Source organism: Bacillus sp. BPN334 (assembly GCF_008368885.1).
GTDB lineage: Bacteria > Bacillota > Bacilli > Bacillales > Bacillaceae_G > Bacillus_A > Bacillus_A wiedmannii.
Map to the genome: position 1 here is coordinate 165,109 of NZ_QOZW01000016.1, position 20,252 is coordinate 185,360.

At 36.3% G+C, this 20,252-nt stretch carries 20 protein-coding genes and 1 riboswitch; of the genes, 5 read left to right on the forward strand and 15 right to left on the reverse strand.

Annotation, left to right across the window (positions count from 1 at the left end):
• Positions 1 to 101 precede the first annotated feature (101 nt).
• The 7 genes from gabT to DN393_RS24240 form a co-directional block, all read right to left on the reverse strand.
• Positions 102 to 1,466: a 4-aminobutyrate--2-oxoglutarate transaminase gene (gabT, locus tag DN393_RS24210; RefSeq protein WP_179958534.1), complete on the reverse strand. Its 1,365-nt coding sequence runs from the start codon at positions 1,464 to 1,466 to the stop codon at positions 102 to 104.
• Between the two features lie 154 nt (positions 1,467 to 1,620).
• The gene (locus tag DN393_RS24215) at positions 1,621 to 2,364 is read right to left on the reverse strand and encodes an HAD family hydrolase (protein ID WP_149174002.1); all 744 of its coding nucleotides are present in this window, start codon (positions 2,362 to 2,364) and stop codon (positions 1,621 to 1,623) included.
• Positions 2,365 to 2,501: 137 nt separating this feature from the next.
• Complete coding sequence (locus DN393_RS24220; RefSeq protein ID WP_000977668.1) at positions 2,502 to 3,407, reverse strand: diacylglycerol kinase; 906 nt, start codon at positions 3,405 to 3,407, stop codon at positions 2,502 to 2,504.
• Between the two features lie 469 nt (positions 3,408 to 3,876).
• Entirely contained in the window at positions 3,877 to 5,304 is a 1,428-nt protein-coding gene (gene gatB, locus DN393_RS24225) for an Asp-tRNA(Asn)/Glu-tRNA(Gln) amidotransferase subunit GatB (RefSeq protein ID WP_046958896.1), read from the reverse strand.
• A gap of 14 nt (positions 5,305 to 5,318) precedes the next feature.
• Positions 5,319 to 6,776 carry an Asp-tRNA(Asn)/Glu-tRNA(Gln) amidotransferase subunit GatA gene (gene gatA, locus DN393_RS24230; RefSeq protein WP_000051449.1) on the reverse strand — a complete coding sequence of 486 codons (1,458 nt, stop codon included), beginning with the start codon at positions 6,774 to 6,776 and terminating at the stop codon, positions 5,319 to 5,321.
• A 15-nt stretch (positions 6,777 to 6,791) separates the two neighbouring features.
• Complete coding sequence (gatC, locus tag DN393_RS24235) at positions 6,792 to 7,082, reverse strand: Asp-tRNA(Asn)/Glu-tRNA(Gln) amidotransferase subunit GatC (protein WP_000086999.1); 291 nt, start codon at positions 7,080 to 7,082, stop codon at positions 6,792 to 6,794.
• 141 nt (positions 7,083 to 7,223) lie between these two features.
• Positions 7,224 to 7,460 carry a YiaA/YiaB family inner membrane protein gene (locus DN393_RS24240; protein WP_001254393.1) on the reverse strand — a complete coding sequence of 79 codons (237 nt, stop codon included), beginning with the start codon at positions 7,458 to 7,460 and terminating at the stop codon, positions 7,224 to 7,226.
• 231 nt (positions 7,461 to 7,691) lie between these two features.
• Here DN393_RS24240 and DN393_RS24245 point away from each other — a divergent pair, with 231 nt between their 5' ends.
• From DN393_RS24245 to DN393_RS24260, 4 genes are all read left to right on the forward strand, one after another.
• Complete coding sequence (locus tag DN393_RS24245; RefSeq protein WP_000942477.1) at positions 7,692 to 8,174, forward strand: MarR family winged helix-turn-helix transcriptional regulator; 483 nt, start codon at positions 7,692 to 7,694, stop codon at positions 8,172 to 8,174.
• Positions 8,175 to 8,249: 75 nt separating this feature from the next.
• A complete protein-coding gene (locus DN393_RS24250) occupies positions 8,250 to 9,431 on the forward strand; it encodes an ArsA family ATPase (protein WP_081257452.1) in 1,182 nt (393 codons plus the stop codon).
• The gene (locus DN393_RS24255) at positions 9,424 to 9,615 is read left to right on the forward strand and encodes a DUF3926 domain-containing protein (protein ID WP_088046900.1); all 192 of its coding nucleotides are present in this window, start codon (positions 9,424 to 9,426) and stop codon (positions 9,613 to 9,615) included. The genes DN393_RS24250 and DN393_RS24255 overlap by 8 nt, the downstream gene beginning before the upstream one ends.
• A 58-nt stretch (positions 9,616 to 9,673) precedes the next feature.
• Entirely contained in the window at positions 9,674 to 10,144 is a 471-nt protein-coding gene (locus DN393_RS24260) for an HXXEE domain-containing protein (protein WP_081257440.1), read from the forward strand.
• Between the two features lie 167 nt (positions 10,145 to 10,311).
• Here DN393_RS24260 and DN393_RS24265 read toward each other — a convergent pair whose 3' ends face one another.
• The 3 genes from DN393_RS24265 to DN393_RS24275 are packed head-to-tail and all read right to left on the reverse strand — an operon-like array spanning position 10,312 to position 12,862.
• A complete protein-coding gene (locus DN393_RS24265; protein WP_098102438.1) occupies positions 10,312 to 11,166 on the reverse strand; it encodes a MetQ/NlpA family ABC transporter substrate-binding protein in 855 nt (284 codons plus the stop codon).
• A gap of 21 nt (positions 11,167 to 11,187) precedes the next feature.
• Entirely contained in the window at positions 11,188 to 11,853 is a 666-nt protein-coding gene (locus tag DN393_RS24270; RefSeq protein ID WP_001261880.1) for a methionine ABC transporter permease, read from the reverse strand.
• Positions 11,843 to 12,862 carry a methionine ABC transporter ATP-binding protein gene (locus DN393_RS24275; RefSeq protein WP_149174003.1) on the reverse strand — a complete coding sequence of 340 codons (1,020 nt, stop codon included), beginning with the start codon at positions 12,860 to 12,862 and terminating at the stop codon, positions 11,843 to 11,845. Before DN393_RS24275 ends, DN393_RS24270 begins: the two co-directional genes overlap by 11 nt.
• Positions 12,863 to 12,985: 123 nt before the next feature.
• Positions 12,986 to 13,090, reverse strand: a riboswitch (SAM riboswitch).
• 239 nt (positions 13,091 to 13,329) lie between these two features.
• Between DN393_RS24275 and DN393_RS24280 the strand changes: the two genes are divergently transcribed.
• Complete coding sequence (locus DN393_RS24280; RefSeq protein ID WP_149174004.1) at positions 13,330 to 13,893, forward strand: cysteine hydrolase family protein; 564 nt, start codon at positions 13,330 to 13,332, stop codon at positions 13,891 to 13,893.
• Positions 13,894 to 14,125: 232 nt separating this feature from the next.
• On the opposite strand, the gene DN393_RS31705 is transcribed toward DN393_RS24280, so the two are convergent.
• The 5 genes from DN393_RS31705 to ligA all read right to left on the reverse strand — a co-directional run bounded on the left by DN393_RS31705 (position 14,126) and on the right by ligA (position 20,247).
• Positions 14,126 to 14,275 carry a hypothetical protein gene (locus DN393_RS31705; protein WP_000521652.1) on the reverse strand — a complete coding sequence of 50 codons (150 nt, stop codon included), beginning with the start codon at positions 14,273 to 14,275 and terminating at the stop codon, positions 14,126 to 14,128.
• Positions 14,276 to 14,451: 176 nt separating this feature from the next.
• A complete protein-coding gene (gene pruA / locus DN393_RS24285) occupies positions 14,452 to 15,999 on the reverse strand; it encodes an L-glutamate gamma-semialdehyde dehydrogenase (RefSeq protein WP_000259557.1) in 1,548 nt (515 codons plus the stop codon).
• A gap of 152 nt (positions 16,000 to 16,151) precedes the next feature.
• Positions 16,152 to 16,922 (reverse strand): TSUP family transporter, encoded by a 771-nt coding sequence (locus DN393_RS24290; RefSeq protein ID WP_064477176.1) that lies wholly within the window; start codon positions 16,920 to 16,922, stop codon positions 16,152 to 16,154.
• Between the two features lie 96 nt (positions 16,923 to 17,018).
• Positions 17,019 to 18,221, reverse strand: a complete 1,203-nt coding sequence (locus DN393_RS24295) for a CamS family sex pheromone protein (RefSeq protein ID WP_064477175.1) — start codon at positions 18,219 to 18,221, stop codon at positions 17,019 to 17,021.
• A 16-nt stretch (positions 18,222 to 18,237) separates the two neighbouring features.
• Complete coding sequence (gene ligA / locus DN393_RS24300; protein ID WP_064477174.1) at positions 18,238 to 20,247, reverse strand: NAD-dependent DNA ligase LigA; 2,010 nt, start codon at positions 20,245 to 20,247, stop codon at positions 18,238 to 18,240.
• Positions 20,248 to 20,252 lie beyond the last annotated feature (5 nt).

A 20,252-nucleotide genomic window follows, 5' to 3' on the forward strand; every position in this document is an offset into this window, starting at 1 on the left:
ACTTCCAATCCATCGATTCACTTCACTACCTTTATTATAAAGTGAATTTTCTGCATTTTATATAGAGTCAGCTAGAATGTTTGCGATTTATTATTTAGCTTTTAAACACGAGCAGTATTTGCTTTCTCATAACAGACTTGCAATGATTCTTCAATTATTGTTAATCCTTCTTCAAGTTGCTCATCTGTAATAACTAATGGCATTAACACACGAATAACATTACCGTATGTCCCTGCTGATAGTAGAAGTAATCCGCGTTTGTTTGCTTCTGTGCACAAGTTAGCTGTTAACGTTTTATCAGGTGCTTTCGTCTTACGGTCTTGAACGAGCTCGAATGCACACATTGCTCCTAAGCCGCGCACATCACCGATGCAATTATATTTATTTTTCATCTCTTCGAATCGGTTCATTACAACTTTCCCTAATTCTATCGCTCTATCATTTAAATTCTCTTTTTCTATTACATCAAGCACTGCTAATGCTGCCGCACATCCTAGTGGGCTTCCTGCATACGTTCCACCAAGCTCTCCCGGCGCAGACTCATTCATAATTTCCTTGCGCCCAATAACACCACTAATCGGTACACCAGCGCCTAATGATTTAGATACCGTAATTAAATCTGGAACGACATCATAATGATCAATGGCAAAATATTTTCCTGTACGACTAAATCCTGTTTGAATTTCATCCGCTACAAATAAGATGCCGTGTTCTGAACAAATATTGCGTACTTCTTGCACAAATTTCTTACTTGGAACGATAAATCCGCCTTCCCCTTGAACAGGTTCCATTACAACGGCTGCAATTGTTTCTGGCGCTACTTCTGATATGAAGAAATTCTTAAACTCTTCAATCATAAAGTCATCGTACTGCTCTTCCGTTAATCCTTCTGGGCGGCGATATTCATATGGAAATGGTGCTTTATAGACTTCAGGCGCAAATGGGCCAAATCCAAATTTATATGGTTTTACTTTACTTGTCATCGTCATTGTCATTAATGTACGCCCATGGAATCCTTTAGAAAATGCAATAATACCAGGCCTTTTTGTATATTTACGAGCGATTTTCACTGCGTTTTCAACCGCTTCTGCACCACTATTTAAAAATAGTACTTGCTTATCAAAACTTCCTGGTGCTAATGCCGCAAGTTTTTCTGCTAATTCAATATATGGCTCATACATCATGACATTAAATCCAGTATGAATGTATTGATCTACTTGTTTATGGAGCGCCTCTTTAACAGCTGGATGACAATGCCCTACGTTAATTGTTCCGATTGCTCCTGCGAAATCAATGTACTGATTACCATCAACATCTGTTAAAAGAGCACCATTTGCAGATTGTACAAACGTTGGGATGCCGTTACTTACTCCTTTTGGTACTATATTTTGGCGGCGTTCTAATAAAGACGCTGCTTTCGGTCCAGGAATTTGTTCATTTACTTTAGCAAATTTTTTTGTGTTCATTACGTATCCCATCCTTTTCTTTACATTGTTTTCTCTTTTCGTTGCAAAATGTATGCCAACATTCTTTTCCAGCATTCATCCTACTTACCTTCTATGTCGACATAAAAAATAAGTCTATAAAGACTCATTAAGAGTCCTTATAGACTTATTTTCCTTACACATTAGACTTTCCTTGTTCCCAAGTCAACTCACCCGAATGAGAAATAAAATCCCCAATAGATTGTACGAGCATATCCGCAAGTGGTTCTAATGTTTGACGGTCTCCCGTACCAGATAGCACCCCAATTGCATAGCAATCACCGTTTTTCGCTAAATGTAAATCAGTTGGTGTATCTCCAACGACGGCTACTTCACATGCTTCTAAATGAAACTTCTCACAAAAAGATTCTACAATTCTTTTATCTGGTTTTTGTGCCGGAAACGTATCTGAAGCTACAACATAATCAAAAAAAGACTCTAATTGATACTGTTTTAAAAACAATTCTGTCGGTGCAAAATCATCAGCTGTAACAACACCTAAAATAAATCCTCTATCCTTTAAACCTTGTAAAATTCTCGGTAAATCCGCCGTCATTTTCATATAGGAACGATGCTCATACATAAGAGAAAATAACTTTTCACTTACCCACTGATGCATCTCCTCTTCCTTAGATGACGTAATATACTTACAAAGCCCCTTTGCAACATCAAGGCTTGTTCCTGCCGCTATTGCGCTACGAGGGTTCACAAACACCCCCTCCACGCCGATCTCTTTTAATAAAGCAGGCTGCATTGACTGTGGGAGTTGATATAATTTTATACATTCCGCCACAAGTTCTTCAGCTACTTTTATCCAAATTGAATGAAAATCCATTAATGTCCCGTCTTTATCAAATAATATTGCTTTTACCTTCTCCATAGCACACTACCTCTCTTTTCTTATCTCCTCCAGTGTATCAATAAAGTATGGATATAAAATAAACGAATTGTAAAAATACCATAAAAATCAAACTAACTTCCAATTTACAATTCCTCTATATAATAAAAAGGATGCCTTTACAGGGCATCCTCTTGATGTTCAGGAACAAATAGTTCAAGACAATGATATATATTTTCGAATTCCATCGGTGCATCTCCACCGTATTCACCATCTAAGTTAATCATTAGTTTATCTGGTGAATGCACTTTAATTCGATTCGCTTGTGTGTATAGCACTTTTGGATTGTTAATATGTTCACCACGCTGCGCTTGTGTTGCTGCTTTAATTAAGTCAGCGATAGAACCTTTTTTCAGTACTAATAAATCAAATAAGCCATCATTAATCGATGCATATGGTGCTACTTTTTCGAATCCACCAACTGAACGAGTATTCGTAATTAAAAACATCGTAATTTCTTCTTGTAGCAACTTTCCATCATACTCAATTTCAACATATGTTGGATGTAATGATGGTAGCATTTCGATTCCTTTTAAATAATAAGCAAGTTGGCCTAATACCGTTTTTAGCTTGCTTGGTACTTCATATGTTAATTCTGTAATACGGCCGCCACCAGCGATATTAATGAAATATGTATCATTCGCTCTACCGAGATCTAACGGAACTGTTTTCCCTTCACAAATAATATCCGCAGCCTCTTCAATAGCACGAGGTACACCGATCGCACGCGCAAAATCATTTGTCGTTCCAACTGGAATAATTCCAAACTTTGGACGATGTTCATGTCCTACTAAACCGTTCACCACTTCATTTAATGTACCATCACCACCAGCTGCGATAACAACATCAAACTTACGATCCGCAGCTTGCCTCGCTGCCACAGTCGCATCTCCAGGACCAGTTGTCGCATGACAAGACGCTTCATATCCAGCTTGTTCTAATTTTTGTAATACTTCCGGTAAGCTCTTCTTAAATAGCTCGCGCCCAGAAGTAGGATTATAAATAATTCTTGCTCGCTTCATCATTTATTAGCACAGGAAATTTCTTTATATATCAAAAAGAACATACCGAACTTCTATTCAGTATTCCTATGCCTACCTCCTCTCATCTTCCTATCCTTCTTTTATCCCGCTCAAACAGGCAGTAAGAACCCGATTCGTGTAGTCCATCAAAAGTAAATATTCATTTCAATGGTTTTGTTTTATTTGACAAAAAATTTATGTCTATCTATTTCCTCACAACAATTTACATATAACGAATAATAATTATCTATTATTTCATGAGATGAAAAAAACCTCTATGTCTAGATTTATCATTATTCCCACCTTTTTGCAACTATCATACCATAGTTGCTATACAAACATTTTTCCACTTTTGACAGTTAATCAAACGTTTGTTTAAACGATCTTCTCTCATTTAAACAAACGTTTGATTAACCTAGAAAAACACCCATGTACGGGTGTTTTTCTGCTTAATCTTTAAAAGTTACTACTATTATCGCTTATTAATCTCTTCAAGTAAGATTTTGTTAACAAGCGGCGGATTTGCTTGTCCTTTTGTAGCTTTCATAATTTGACCAACTAAGAAGCCAATTGCACGGTCTTTACCGTTTTTAAAGTCTTCAATAGATTGCTCATTATTATCAAGAATTTCTGTTACAACCTTACGAAGTGTACCTTCGTCAGAAATTTGAACAAGACCTTTTGCTTTAACGATTTCCTCTGGGTCTCCACCTTTTTCAATTAATTCGTTAAATACTTTCTTCGCGATTTTAGAAGAAATTGTACCTTTTTCAATTAATTGAACCATTTTAGATAAACCAGCAGGCGTTAATGCAACGTCTTTTAATTCTTTTTGTTGTTTGTTTAAGTATGCAAGCACTTCACCCATCAACCAGTTTGATGTTAATTTCGCGTCAGCACCGTCTGCAACAGTTGCTTCAAAGAAATCAGACATTTCTTTCGTTAATGTTAATACGTGTGCATCATAAGCTGGTAAGCCAATTTCTGCAACGTAGCGAGCTTTACGTGCATCTGGAAGTTCTGGAATCGAAGCACGAATTTCTTCTTTCCACTCATCATCGATGTAAAGTTCAACTAAGTCTGGCTCTGGGAAGTAACGGTAATCGTCAGATCCCTCTTTCACACGCATTAAGATTGTTTTCTTCGTTGCTTCATCATAACGACGTGTTTCTTGTTGGATGATACCACCAGATAACAATTCTTTCTCTTGGCGCACTTGCTCGTGCTCAAGACCTTTTTGTACGTAAGTGAATGAGTTTAAGTTTTTCAGTTCCGCTTTTGTACCGAACTTCTCTTGTCCAACTGGACGAAGGGAAATGTTCGCATCACAGCGTAGAGAACCTTCTTCCATCTTACAATCAGATACGCCAGTATATTGAATGATTGATTTTAACTTCTCTAAGTATGCATATGCTTCTTCTGGCGTACGCATATCTGGCTCAGATACGATCTCGATTAAAGGCATACCTTGACGGTTGTAGTCTACTAATGAACCATCAGCTGTATGCGTTGATTTACCAGCATCTTCTTCTAAATGAAGACGTGTAATACCGATACGTTTCTTTTTACCGTCTACTTCAATTTCAATCCAACCATTTTCACCAATTGGCTTATCGAATTGAGAAATTTGATAAGCTTTCGGATTATCTGGGTAGAAATAGTTTTTACGGTCAAACTTCGTTTCCGTTGCGATTTCACAGTTTAATGCCATTGCAGCTTTCATTGCAAAGTTAACTGCTTCTTTATTTAAAGTAGGAAGTACCCCTGGGTATCCTAAGTCAATTACACTTGTTTGTGTATTTGGCTCCGCTCCGAATTCTGTTGGACTCGCAGAGAAAATTTTCGAATTTGTTTTTAACTCAACGTGAACCTCTAAACCAATAATTGTTTCTAAATTCATCTATGCTCGCCTCCTTACAGACTTGCTTTTTTTGTATGATAGTCTGTTGCTTGCTCAAACGCATGTGCAACGCGGTAAATTGTCGCTTCATCGAAGTGTTTACCAATGATTTGTAAACCAAGTGGCATGTTGTTAGCACCGAATCCACATGGAACAGAAATCGCTGGAACACCCGCTAAGTTTACTGGGATTGTTAAAATGTCATTTGCATACATTGTCATTGGATCATCAACTTTCTCGCCCACTTTAAATGCCGGAGTTGGCGTTGTTGGTCCAATAATAACATCATAGTTAGCAAATACATTTTCAAAGTCGTTTTTAATTAATGTACGTACTTGTTGTGCTTTCTTGTAATATGCATCATAGTAACCAGAGCTAAGTGCAAATGTACCAAGCATAATACGGCGTTTTACTTCATCACCGAAACCTTCGCTACGTGTGTTTTTGTAAAGGTCTAATAAATTATTTACATTATCAGAACGAACACCGTAACGTACGCCATCAAAGCGTGAAAGGTTAGCTGATGCTTCAGAAGAAGATAATAAGTAATACGTTGCTAGAGCGTATTTAGAGTGCGGAAGAGATACTTCCTCCCAAGTTGCGCCCATACCTTCTAATACTTTTAAAGCAGCTAGTACTGACTCACGAGCTTCTTCGCCAACACCTTCTCCTAAGTATTCTTTCGGTACAGCAATGCGTAAACCTTTAACGTCGCCTGTTAAACCAGCTAAGTAGTTTCCGACTTCAACGTTAGCAGAAGTTGCATCCATACGGTCAATACCTGAAATAGCTTGTAATAAGTACGCATTATCTTCTACTGTACGTGTAATCGGTCCGATTTGGTCAAGTGAAGATGCGAATGCTACTAATCCGTAACGAGATACGCGTCCGTAAGTTGGTTTTAAACCTACAACGCCGCAATATGCAGCTGGCTGACGGATAGAACCACCCGTATCAGAACCTAGAGAAAATAATACTTCTCCTGCCGCTACAGCTGCTGCAGAACCACCACTAGATCCACCTGGAACGTAATCTAAGTTCCATGGATTTTTCGTAGCGTAGAAACCTGAGTTTTCATTTGAAGAACCCATTGCGAACTCGTCCATATTTAATTTACCGATTGTAACTGTGTCAGCAGCTTTTAGCTTTTGCACAACTGTTGCATCATAAATTGGATCAAAGTTTGCTAACATTTTGCTCGCACAAGTTGTACGAAGACCGTTAGTTACAATGTTATCTTTTACACCAATTGGCATACCGAATAATAAACCATTATCTTCAGCACCAATTTTCGCGTCTAATTCTTTCGCTTTCGCGCGTGCGTTTTCTTCATCTAATGTAAGAAAAGCTTTTACGTTATCTTCAACATCCGCAATACGTTTGTAAGATTCTTCTACTAAATCCGTAACGGAAATTTCTTTGTTGTTTAATTTCTTATGTAACTCTGATACGGAATGATCAAATAATGACATCGAAATTCCCCTCCTCTATTCTAATACTGCTGGAACACGGATTTGATTATCTTTGTGATCCGGTGCATTTTTTAATACTTCTTCAACTGGTAAACCTTTTTCTGGTACATCTTCACGCATAACATTTTTCATAGTTAATACATGAGTTGTTGGTTTTACATCTGTTGTATCTAATTCATTTAACTGTTCTGCAAATGTAACGATTGCATCCAGTTGTTTTTGAAATTTTTCTGCTTCTTGATCAGTAATTGCAAGACGTGCTAAATGTGCTACGTGCTTTACATTCTCAACGGAAATTCTTGACACGGCTAGGCCACCTCCATAATATATCGTTCAATCTACAATACTATTGATGATACCAAATTTTCAGTACTTCAAGCAAGTCAACACACGGCACTTACGGCATTTTTACATAAAAAAAGAAAGGCAAATGCCTTTCTTTACAATTTACTCCTTATCTAACGGTTTATTTTTCGGAAATCTCTCGTTATCTTCTTCATTATCACGAATTGTTTTTTGTAATACAAAACAAGACATCGTTAAAAATAATGTTCCAATTAAATAATATCCTTTTACACTAAGCGTTTCATCTAACGTATAAATTCCAATTAGCATACCTGAAAGTGCACAAACAAATGAAGTCCATGCTAAAAACGTGAACGCTTGCGTATTACGTCTTCTCATCGTTCTCCCCCTCGTTAGCTGTACATCCATTATAGATAAGTATATTTACCACGATGGATTTTTATGTAAATTCTAGTTTTATATTTATAAATCTATCATAAAAGAATACTATTTTAAAGTTAGTTTTCTGTCTAATCTGAAAAAACATTTAAAATCATTGACATTTATTTCAATTCTACATAAAATAAAAACAAATATTACGAACCTCGAAATATACGGGAGTGGAAATAATTGTTGCAATATGAACATTTTTTAGACTTGCTGCTAGATAACGCCAAGAAGCTTTTTTATCCTGAAGAATGGGTAAGCCTAGATTTAACACTTTCTAAAACAGAAGTATTTTGTTTACTTTGGATGGAGCGAAATACAGATATTACAATGACAAAAATTGCTGACCTTCTTGATATACCGATGAGTACAACGACAGGTGTTGTAAATCGCCTCGTAAAAAAGGGATATATTGAAAGGTACCGTGATGAAAACGACCGACGCATTGTATTAATTCGTTTAACAGAAAACGGCGTAATGCTCGTCCAAGAAGTAAAACAAAATGCAGCCCATTACTTTAACCTAGTGACAGAAGCATTATCAGAAGAAGAAAAAGCATTCTTACTACAAATCTTCCAAAAGATCATGAATCACATCGCTACGTCACAGCAAAAAACAGAAGAAAAGGTTTCTACACCTAAAATGAAAAACATTCCGATTGAATAAAACCCTAGTTGGGTTTTTATTCAATATTTTATTTCGATGCTCGTAATATTCGACACTCGAAACAAAGGGGATAGAATAATGAGAATTATTTTGTATACAGGTAAAGGCGGCGTAGGAAAAACTAGCATTTCAGCAGCAACAGCGCTTCAAAGCGCAAAACAAGGATTAAAAACATTAGTAATGAGTACAGATCCTGCTCATAGTTTAGGAGATTCATTTGGTATAAAGCTATCTTCTGAGCCATTAGAAATTCGTGAAAATTTGTGGGCACAAGAAATTAATACGATTTATGAGATGGAAAAAGGCTGGGGGAAATTACAGAAATATATTACGCTACTCTTCACTTCCAAAGCAGCTGATGATATTACAACAGAAGAGTTAACGATGTTTCCTGGTATGGAAGATTTAATTAGCTTACTTCGCGTACTCGATTATTATAAACAAAACACATATGATGTTATTATCATTGATTGTGCTCCAACAGGAGAAACATTAGCAATGCTCAGCTTTCCAGACATGCTCAGCTGGTGGATGGAAAAACTCTTTCCTATTAAAAGAAAAGTTTTAAAAGTTGTTCGCCCTGTAGCTCAACCACTTCTTGGTGTTCCTCTTCCAACCGATGATATTATGGACGAATTAACGAATACACTTGAACAGCTCGGAGAAATGAGAGATATTTTATCAAACCGAGAAATAACAAGTATCCGCATCGTTGTAAATCCCGAAAAAATGGTCATTAAAGAAGCTCAGCGTAGCTTTACTTATTTAAATTTATACGATTATAACGTAGATGCCATTATGATTAACCGCGTCATCCCTAACACTGTCACCGATCCTTATTTTCAAGCATGGAAAGATACTCAAAAAAAATATAAAACATTAATTCAAGATAGTTTTCAGCCGCTTCCTATTTACGAAGCTCCTATGTTTGAACAAGAAGTTGTCGGTTTGTCCATGTTAGAGCGTGTAGGAGACGCTTTATTTAAATCAGATTCTTCTCCTACGAAAGTGAAATTTAACGGGCGCACTCAATATGTAAAAAAAGATGGCGATGAGTATATTTTCGTTCTCTCCATTCCCTTCTCAAACAAAAGTGAACTTTCATTAAATCAAAAAGGTGATGAACTTATCATTCGTTCAGGTTCTGTGAAACGGAACATCACATTGCCAAAAACGTTAACACACCTTTCTATTCAAGGAGCTAAGTTCGAAGAAGATGTACTAAATATTCGATTTGGAGGTGTAGTACATGCATGAGGAACTACTAAGAAAGGTAATTCGTACAAAAATAAAAATCGGTATGAATATATTAGAAGAGTTCCCTACCCCAATCCAACAATCAGCTAAGCAAATACTAAATATTTTGCAAGAGGAGCTAGCTGCTTATCCGAAAGAACAAGAGCACCAAGAAAATAATTTAAAAAGTATCATAATTGAATGAACATCTCTGGATAGAGAGCCTCTCTAGGCTTTCTATCTCCATATTGGAGTGATGTAAGTTGTTGAAAAAACATTCCACTATTATGCTTTGGGTTATTCCCTTGTTATTTTTCATTCATAATCTAGAAGAATCTTTCCAAATGCCTCAATATCTTGCTAATCAATTTTCAATTCATTTTATAACAAGCCAACAATTTTTCATTGCCATTTCCGCACTAACAATCTTTGTCTTACTTATCACCTTTCTATATCAACTAAACTTCTTGTCTTCTATATACTGGATTATTTTTATACAAGGGGCTATCTTCTTCAACTCCGTTCAACATATTATTTTGTTTTCCATATATCGTTCTTATAATCCTGGCGTAATATCAGCAGTTTTCATTGTTATCTTTTCTATTTTCTTTTTTTCATTCGAAAAACACCTCATTTTAAAAAAACAATTCATACTTACACTCATTTTCAGCTTATTTTCTTACCCTGTTATAATTTGGATTACTTTACTATTCGCTAGCTACTTTCATTCATAAAAAAAGACCAGGAAAACTCCTGGTCCATCACTCTACTTAACAAACATTGGATTCTACGTTATACAGAATTGGAAGGTACAGAATTAGGGTTTTGTTTGTTAAGTAGATTATATGTTGAACGAGCTAACAGCGGAGGGGTTCCTACTGTTAATCGTTAAACCCGATAGTTATTTTACGATTTTTTCAAGCTCATCAAGTGAAAGATCTACTGAAATGGAACCATCATTTGTTTCTTTCTTAATTGCATCTGTTACTTCTTTTGAATGATATAGTTCAATTACTTTTTTCAGTGTTGGATCATCTTTATCTTTTGTACGAGCTGCGAAAATATTAATATATGGCTTCGCATTTTCATTCTTTGGATCTTCTAAGAAAATTGGATCCTTCGCTGGATCTAATCCAGCTTGACCAGCAACACCGTTATTAATGACTGAAGCTGCTACATCTTTTAATACACGAGGTGTTTGCTGTGCGATAACCGGTGTAATTTTTAACTTCTTCGGATTTTCAGCAATGCCGCTTGGATCTCCAAATAAACCAAAGTCTTTCTTAAGCTTTAATAAACCTGCTGCATCAAGAAGTTTTAATGCACGAGCTTGGTTCGTTGGATCATTTGGAATCGCAATTTCTGAACCATCTGGAATTTCATTTGCCTTCTTATATTTTTCAGAGTATAAGCCCATTGGTGCAATTTGCGTTGTACCAACAGCTGTAATATCTAACTTATGCTCTTTTTTAAATTGCTCTAAGAAAGCAACGTGCTGGAATGAGTTTAGTTCAATATCTCCATCAGCTAACGCTTTATTTGGCGTTGTGTAATCAGAGAACTCAATTAGTTTAACTTTAATCCCTTCTTTTTCAGCTTTTTCCTTTACAATTTCCCAAGCGTTTCCATCCGTTCCAGTTACACCAATGCGAACTACTTTCTCTTTTGCTCCTGCCCCCGTGTCTCCACTTGAGCAGCCGCTTAACGCTGAAATTCCTACAATCGCTGATAATGCAAATGCTAAAATTTTCTTCATTTTCTTTTTCCCTCTTCCTTTTTATGATCTGCGTAAAAAGACTTTCGCAAAGTAGTTTCCTAAATTTTGAGCTACCTGTACAAGAATAATAAGTAAAACGACCGTTACGAACATAACTGATGTATCAAAACGTTGATAACCATATGTCATCGCTAAGTCACCAAGACCGCCACCACCGACAAGCCCAGCAACTGCAGAAAATTCAATTAAACCAACTGTCATAAACGTAACACCTAAAATCAATGGAGCTAACGCTTCTGGCACAAGAATTTCAAAAACAATTCTAAATGGTGAAGCACCCATCGCTTGAGCTGCTTCAATGACTCCCTTTGGAACTGAAACAAGATTTGTTTCAACCATTCTAGCAATACCAATTGATGCAACTAACGTCATTGGAAAGATTGCTGCTGCTGTTCCAATCGTCGTTCCGATAACACTTCTTGTTAGTGGGCTTAAAGCCACTAAGAAAATGATGAATGGAACCGGACGAATTGTATTGATAATGATATTAAGAATAGAAAAGACCCATTTATTTTCTAAAAAGTTTCCTTTTCTCGTTACATATAAAAGTAAACCTAGAGGTATACCAAGGATTGTAGCGAATATAAGGGTTACAATTACCATTAAGAGGGTATCCCCCGTCGCATCTACTATGCGAGGCCAAAATATACTCCAATCAACTCGCATGAGCTTCTACCTCCTTCAGCTGCACTTGCAGTCTTAGATGTTGTAATGCTTTTTGAATTTCCTTCTGTTCACCTTGCAATTCTACAAGAAGATTTCCAAATAGCACATTTTGGAGTTCAATAATATTTCCATACAGTACGTTTACATCGACGTTATAATTTTTCGCGATATATGATAGTACCGGCTGCCCTGTCTCTTCACCAGTAAATGTTAAGCGATAAATCTGTCCACCATTTTGAATTTTCCCTAGAACACTTTCCGGTAAATGATCATTAATAATGGAGCGTACAAAGTTTTGAGTTGTCTTTGTTTTCGGTTGTGTGAAAACGTCAAACAGTTTTCCTTCTTCAATAACTTTTCCCTTCTCCATTACAGCTACACGGTGACAAATTTCTTTCACAACATGCATTTCATGTGTAATGAGTAGAATCGTTACATTGTATTCTCGATTTACTTTCTTTAATAAGTTCAAAATTTCTGTCGTTGTTTCTGGATCTAAAGCTGATGTTGCCTCATCACATATAAGAATGTCTGGCGATGTTGCAAGTGCTCTAGCAATGCCAACACGTTGTTTTTGACCACCTGATAGTTGCTCTGGATAATAGTTTGCTTTATCTTCTAATCCTACAAATTTCAGCAGTTCGTTTACTCTTTCTTTTATCTCATTCTTTGGTACTTTCGCTAACCTTAATGGGTATGCAATATTCCCAAACACTGTTCTTGAATTAAATAAATTAAAACTTTGAAAAATCATCCCGATTCTTTGTCTTAGCTTTCGTAATTCTTTCGTCGATAGTGATGTAATATCTTTATCATCTATTGAAATCGTTCCTGCCGTTGGTTTCTCTAACATATTTACTAGGCGTAATAACGTACTCTTTCCAGCGCCACTAAAACCGATGATACCGAAAATTTCGCCCTTCTCAACTGATAATGTTACATCCTCCACCGCATGAACAGATTGCCCACCTGATTCATATACTTTACTTACGTTGTTAAAAGAAATCATTTTCTTCCCTCCTATATGCTGTAAAAACTTGAAGTAGAGCTTTCGAGGTAAAATAAAAAGTGCTCTCCTTCTTATCAACCATAAAGATAAGAAGGAGAGCACTTATATGTACTCGTTCACATCTTCTCATCTTCCAAGCCTTTATAGGCTTGCTGGAGTTAGCACGGTATTAAAAAACCCGTTGCTGAGGTATCGTAGGGCCAGTCCCTCCACCTCTCTGGATAAGAATGTATCGATTTAATTGTCGTTTAATTAATTCTCATTATAGAACTCAGAATAATAAGAGTCAATACATTTTTTAGAAAATATTAATTATTTCTCTATTGAAATTTTCAAATAAAAAATCACATACAATAATGATTTTTAAAGTTATGTTAAATTCTCCTCCTTCATATTTTTTAAAAGGAGAATCCTCTCTATAAATTGAATACCATTATTTGAATATGAAATCGGAGGAAGATAAATATATGAAAACAGCTCTTTTACTCGTTGATATTCAAAATGATTATTTTCCACATGGAAAGATGGAATTGCGTAATCCAGTAGAAGCAAGCGAATATGCTAGTCAGCTGCTACAACTCTTTAGAACGAAAAACGAAACTATTTTTCATATCCAACATGTAGCAATAAAAGATGGCGCTACTTTTTTCCTACCCAATACAGAAGGTGTACATATTCATGAAAGCGTACGTCCACTTAGAGAAGAAACCGTTATACTCAAACATTATCCTAATAGTTTTCGCGAAACTGATCTTCTAGAACAATTACAACGTTTAGACATTAAGCACGTCGTCATATGCGGGATGATGACTCATATGTGTATTGATGCTACCGTAAGAGCTGCTTTTGATTTCGGCTTTCCATGTACCGTTATACATGATGCTTGTGCTACAAAAGATCTTTCTTTTAAGAATGCTACGATACCAGCCGTTTATATTCATAACACAATTTTGGCTAGTTTAAATGGAGTATATGCAAATGTAATGAGTACAGAGGAGTTTTTGGCTACAAAAAAACACTCCCTTCAGTGAGCAAAACCGAAAAGAGTGTTTCTTGTCAAACCATAGATTTTCTTTCAAATTGTATTATACAGGAAATCCTTAAAATGAATACTAAAAAATATGACTAATAAGTCAACTTTTCTCGTTGTTTTGTTTCTATTTACATGTTTATCCAGATATTAATAGGGTTTAGCTAGTTCTAATTACCGAATAGTAATATATGGTAATTAGAGCTAGTTTCTCCTATCAAAAACGTAACATATTATTTATCTGTTTGTTTTTGCTTCTTTTTCAAATACTCCGCACGCAAATTTTCAATTTGCTGCTTTTTATCAAATTTGGCAGGCGTCTGTTTTTCATGAAACTTTGCCACAGCTACCTGACTCTTGTAATCCAATTGATATTTTCCCACTTTGTTCACCTACTTTTCTTGTCCGTAAAGAGAATCTATTCAACAAATATAATATATCTTATTTACTGAAGTAAACCTTATTAGTTTTTCTACGTATATCTATCTTAATTCACATATAGCAAGTTTTTCAAAAAAAAGAGATCTTCGCAGGCTGCGAAGATCTCTTCTACTATTTCTTATAAAGTTTCAGAAGTAGTTTTTGCTTGCATGTGAAGTGCTAAGTAGTCAGGGCCACCAGCTTTAGAGTCTGTACCAGACATGTTAAAGCCACCGAATGGTTGGTAACCTACGATTGCACCAGTACATCCACGGTTAAAGTATAAGTTACCCACATGGAATTCTTCACGTGCTTTTTCAATATGATCACGGTTATTAGTAACAACAGCACCTGTTAAACCGTATTCTGTATTGTTTGCAATTGCTAGTGCATGATCAAAGTCTTTTGCTTTACAGAATGCTACTACTGGTCCGAAGATTTCTTCTTTCATTAAGCGAGCATCTTCTGCAACGTCAGCAACGATTGTTGGTTGGATGAACCAGCCTTTAGAATCGTCTCCTTCGCCACCTGTTAAGATTCTACCTTCCTCTTTACCAATTGCAACATAGCTCATTACTTTATCGAATGCAGCTTGGTCATTAACAGGACCCATGTTTGTACCTAATACAGCTGGGTTAGCAACTGTTAATTCTTTCGTTAATTCAACAGCACGATTTAATACGTGATCGTATACATCTTCATGGATTACTGCACGAGAACATGCAGAACATTTTTGTCCTGAGAATCCGAATGCTGATGCAACGATAGATTTAGCTGCTAATTCAAGATCTGCTTCTTTATCAACAACGATTGTATCTTTACCACCCATTTCAGCGATAACGCGTTTTAACCAAATTTGGCCTGGGTTTACTTTCGCTGCACGCTCATAAATACGGATACCTACATCACGAGATCCAGTGAAGCTCACGAAACGTGTACGAGGGTGATCTACTAAGTAGTCACCAACTTCAGAACCATTACCTGGAACGAAGTTTACTACGCCAGCTGGTAAGCCAGCTTCTTCTAATACTTCCATGAATTTCGCTGCTACTACAGGAGTTGTACTAGCTGGTTTTAGTAATACTGTGTTACCAGAAACTAAAGCAGCTGTTGTCATACCTGCCATAATTGCGAATGGGAAGTTCCAAGGAGAAATGATAACACCTACTCCTAATGGAATGTAAGAGAAACGATTATATTCAATTGGACGGCTTTCTACTGGAATACCGTCTTTTAATTTTAACATTTGACGACCATAATATTCCATAAAGTCGATTGCTTCTGCTGTATCAGCATCTGCCTCATTCCATGGTTTACCTGCTTCTTTTACAAGAATAGCAGAGAATTCATGTTTTCTGCGACGAACGATTGCTGCAGCACGGAATAAAATGTCTGCACGCATTTCTGGCTTTGATTTTCTCCAAGTTTGGAATGTTTCATCCGCTACTTGCATTGCTTTTTCAGCTAACTCACGGCTTGCTTTTGAAACGCGACCAACAAGTTCCTCTTTATTTGCAGGGTTTACAGAAACAATTTTGTCTTCTGTAGTGATTTTTTCTCCCCCAATAATTAATGGATAGTCTTGTCCAAGATAAGATTCTACTTTCTTTAAACCTTCTTCAAACGCTAATTTGTTAGCCTCCACTGAAAAATCTGTAAATGGCTCATGTTTGTATGCTACTACCATTTTTTTAGCCTCCCCTTAGAAAAACGTTTACATTTTACAACATTATTCTACACGATAATTTAGATTTATTCAAATATTCCTAGACTTATATTTTAAAAATTAATAAATTTTTAAAATATAATAAAAAAATAGAGTTATACAAAAGTATAACTCTACAAAATATGAGTATATTCCAAAACATTTTTTCCAATTAATAAAATAGTTACTAATAAAAATAAAGTCCTAACATATCCAACACCTTTTTGAACTGCAAACTTTGATCCAAAATAAGCACCTAAGATCATTGATAATCCCATAATAATACCGTATTCAAAATGAATTACGTCTAAAAATAAAAAAGTAATTAAAGATACGATATTACTAACAAAGTTCAAAAGTTTTCCAGATGCTGCCGCTTGAATAAAATCCAAACCAATTAATAAAAATGCAAAAATTAAAAAAGATCCTGTCCCTGGGCCAAAAAATCCATCGTAAAACCCTATCATTAAAATAACAAAGAAAAATATTAATGTTTTTCTTTTCGTCATCTTCTTATAGGTGGATACACTTCCCCAATCCTTTTTCGCAATAATATAAATGGCAATAAACACCAACATCACAAGCACTAACGGACGTAAAATATCCGGCGGAATAAACTTTACTACTAAAGCACCTGCGACCGCTCCTATAACAGTTAACGGGATTAACTTTCCTACAATTTTAAAATCGACCTTTCCTGATCGAATAAAATAAATTGCACTCGTAAACGTCCCCATCGTTGCCGCTAATTTATTTGTTGCAATTGCCGAAGCTGGTGGTAAACCAACAAACATAAGTGCCGGAAGCGAAATTAATCCTCCACCACCAACAACTGAATCAATAAAAGCTGCTAAAAAGCCGAATCCAATTAATAAAATAATGACTTGGAAACTTAATTCGTCCATGTGCCTTACCCCTTACCCCCATTATTTATAACATTTTAAATTATAACAAAATTATTCAAGAAAAAAAGCCGTTCCATAAAGGAACGGCCCTCCTATTTAATCTAAAATTTTCACAAACGGTTCATCTTGCTTCGCTTCACGTATAATAATCGCTTCTGGGCGTTCTACAGATTTAATCGTTACTTGTACTTTCATATAATTCGGGAAGTATTCCATAACAAGCCCGGCTACATATTGTGTAAAGCCTATTATTTCTGCTTTCCCATTAAACTGGACAGGAATATCAAGCTTTATTTCTCTTAATTCATCGTCTCTATACATACCAGTACCGATAACAGCTGTATAGTCGCCTTGGAAATAATCACTTAGTTTTGCTTTAAAGTTCGATACTCTCGCCAGATCTTCACGTTTATTATCTGTTTTCGCTTGTTCAGATGGGAACAAATAATATTTCTCATTAATTTGTTTCCAATCCTCAACCGTTTCACTGCCTTTTTCAACATTCGCATAAGAAACAAAGTTACCTGGCACGAGTGAAGCCTTTGGAGCCTGACGATAAATCGCAAATGTTATCGGAAGAGTTTTTGTTTCAGGATCTTCTTTATGCATAACTTTTATGATTTCTTGCGCCATTTTTTTCCCTTCAGCTAACATTTTTTCTTGTTCAATTTTAGCTTCACGCGGATAACCATGCTCTTCCTCATAATAATGAACCGAGTTCATCGCTAAGCCAACTACAATGCCTTGGCGCTCACCTTTCTCATCTTTCTCGTCTTTTTTCACATAATAATCATGCTCTAAAATATTTGAAATATATATTGGATTTTTTTTATTTTTTTCCTCTAATGATTCAGATCCTCCACCTAACGCTGGGTTTAACCCAATGTTTGGAAATTTAACTGCATCTTTTTTTAACTTGTCCTCTAGTTCCTTTTGTTCAGCATCTGTACGCTTTCTTTTAACAAGCATCTGCAAATTTTGAGTATCTAGAGCACTTCCACCTTTAAAGAAATGATCTTTCGTACTAAAGGATTCTTTTGCAATACGCATTAATCCTGTTTCAAATTCATCTATATCAAGACGATTACTTACTCCTTGTACAACTAAACCACGTGCAGCTCCTGCGTCAAATGGAATAGTCGTCTTATAATATTCATCCGAAATAGAGTACTTCGGAACGATTGCTTGTTCTTTTGCTTTCCCCGATTTCTCAACCACTTTTTCATCTTTATCGGCACCTGTACTACATCCACTTACGAGTAGGCCAAGGCTTAATACCGCTAATGCTATTTTTTTCATGGTAAGTTTGCACCTCTTACTTATTTAGCTCTTGTAAGAACCTCTCTTCATTCCAAACCTCAACATTATGCTTCTCTGCTTGTGCTAATTTCGAACCTGCCGCTTCACCTGCAACAACTAAATCCGTACTTTTACTAACACTTCCTGTTACTTTTCCACCTAATGCCTCAATCTTTTTCTTCGCTTCACTACGTCCCATAACTTCTAATTTCCCTGTTAAAACGACAGTTTTTCCTGCGAAGTACGACTCAACATTTTGTAAATCAGCAATTTTTATACCTTTGTACGCCATATTCACGCCATACTCTTTAAATTGTTGTAATAACTCTAATACGTCTTCATTATCAAAATACGTCACGACGGATTGAGCCATTTTTTCACCAATCTCATTAATTGCTTTTAGTTCTTCTTCCGTTGCTTTCACAAGCGCATCCATCGTTTCAAAATGCTCTGCAAATGTACGTGCTGCTTTTGCTCCGACATGGCGAATACCAAGACCAAATAATAATCGCTCTAATGAGTTGTCTTTAGAATTCTCAATTGCTTGTACTAAATTCGTTGCTGATTTTTCACCGAATCTTTCTAGCTGTAATAATTGCTCTTTCGTCAACGAATATAAATCAGCGAATGTACGAATGTAATCAGCATCAAAGAGTTGTGTAATGACACGCTCTCCAAGTCCATCAATATTCATTGCATTTCTTGAAACGAAATGGATTAATCCTTCTCGAATTTGAGCCGGACAAGTTGGATTTATACAGCGAAGTGCTACCTCTTCTTCTAAACGAACTAGTTCACTCTCACATGCTGGGCAATGCGTCGGCATATGATATTCTTCTTCCTCACCAGTACGCTTATCAAAAATAACGTTCACAACTTCAGGAATAATATCTCCTGCCTTCTTCACAACAACATAGTCACCAATTCGAATGTCTTTTTCACGAATTAAATCTTCGTTATGTAAAGAGGCACGACGAACGATAGTACCAGCCACTCGCACTGCCTCTAGCTCTGCAGTCGGTGTTACAACCCCTGTGCGACCAACACTTAATTCAATACCTGTTAATCTTGTTATAACTTCTTCAGCCGGGAATTTATAAGCAATCGCCCATCTTGGACTCTTTGCTGTAGTTCCTAAACTTTCTTGTAGAGCAACATCATCTACTTTTATAACGATTCCATCGATCTCATAATCAAGATGCGGACGTTTTTCTTGCCATTCTTCTACATAAGCTATAACTTCTTCAATTGTTTCACATGTACGACGATTTGGATTTGTTTTGAATCCAAGTTCACCTAAGAAATCAAGCGATTCACTATGTGATGGAATTGTTTTTTCTTCTACATTCGCAAGACCGTACACAAACATAGATAAGTTACGCTTCGCTGCAATTTTCGGATCAAGTTGGCGTATTGAACCTGCTGCCGCATTACGCGGATTCGCAAATACATCTTCACCATTTTGTTCTTTTTCTTCATTTAACTTAACGAATGAACGCTTCGGCATATAAGCTTCGCCTCGTGCTTCTAACGTTACTTCTTCATTTAAACGGAGCGGGATCGCTTTAATCGTTTTTAAATTTTGGGTAATATCTTCACCTGTTACACCATCACCACGTGTTGCCCCTTGAATGAAGCGTCCTTTTTCATAATGAAGTGAAACAGCAAGTCCGTCAATTTTTAATTCGCATATATATCTTACATTCGCATCATCAATTCCTTGGCGTACTCGTCGGTCGAAATCACGTAAATCTCCTTCGTTAAATGCATTTCCTAAACTTAACATCGGTGACTTATGTGTTACTTTTTCAAATATATCAAGAACAGTTCCCCCAACGCGAATGGAGGGAGAGTCTTCACTCATAAACTCTGGATTCTCTGCTTCTAATTTTATAAGCTCCTGCATATTACGGTCATACTCCGCATCAGAAACAGAAGGATTGTCTAATACGTGATACTGATAGTTAAATGTATTTAACAAATCACGCAGTTCTTCTATACGTTGTTTTGCTATCTCTTTTGACATATCCT

Coding starts and splice junctions, on each gene's coding strand:
- gatB (WP_046958896.1), bottom strand. CDS start 5,304: ATGAATTTAGAAACAATTATTGGTTTAGAGGTTCACGTTGAGTTAAAA.
- pruA (WP_000259557.1), bottom strand. CDS start 15,999: ATGGTAGTAGCATACAAACATGAGCCATTTACAGATTTTTCAGTGGAG.
- DN393_RS24280 (WP_149174004.1), top strand. CDS start 13,330: ATGAAAACAGCTCTTTTACTCGTTGATATTCAAAATGATTATTTTCCA.
- DN393_RS24240 (WP_001254393.1), bottom strand. CDS start 7,460: ATGAGAAGACGTAATACGCAAGCGTTCACGTTTTTAGCATGGACTTCA.
- gabT (WP_179958534.1), bottom strand. CDS start 1,466: ATGAACACAAAAAAATTTGCTAAAGTAAATGAACAAATTCCTGGACCG.
- DN393_RS24290 (WP_064477176.1), bottom strand. CDS start 16,922: ATGGACGAATTAAGTTTCCAAGTCATTATTTTATTAATTGGATTCGGC.
- DN393_RS24265 (WP_098102438.1), bottom strand. CDS start 11,166: ATGAAGAAAATTTTAGCATTTGCATTATCAGCGATTGTAGGAATTTCA.
- DN393_RS24275 (WP_149174003.1), bottom strand. CDS start 12,862: ATGATTTCTTTTAACAACGTAAGTAAAGTATATGAATCAGGTGGGCAA.
- DN393_RS24270 (WP_001261880.1), bottom strand. CDS start 11,853: ATGCGAGTTGATTGGAGTATATTTTGGCCTCGCATAGTAGATGCGACG.
- ligA (WP_064477174.1), bottom strand. CDS start 20,247: ATGTCAAAAGAGATAGCAAAACAACGTATAGAAGAACTGCGTGATTTG.
- gatA (WP_000051449.1), bottom strand. CDS start 6,776: ATGTCATTATTTGATCATTCCGTATCAGAGTTACATAAGAAATTAAAC.
- DN393_RS24215 (WP_149174002.1), bottom strand. CDS start 2,364: ATGGAGAAGGTAAAAGCAATATTATTTGATAAAGACGGGACATTAATG.
- DN393_RS24220 (WP_000977668.1), bottom strand. CDS start 3,407: ATGATGAAGCGAGCAAGAATTATTTATAATCCTACTTCTGGGCGCGAG.
- DN393_RS24255 (WP_088046900.1), top strand. CDS start 9,424: ATGCATGAGGAACTACTAAGAAAGGTAATTCGTACAAAAATAAAAATC.
- DN393_RS24295 (WP_064477175.1), bottom strand. CDS start 18,221: ATGAAAAAAATAGCATTAGCGGTATTAAGCCTTGGCCTACTCGTAAGT.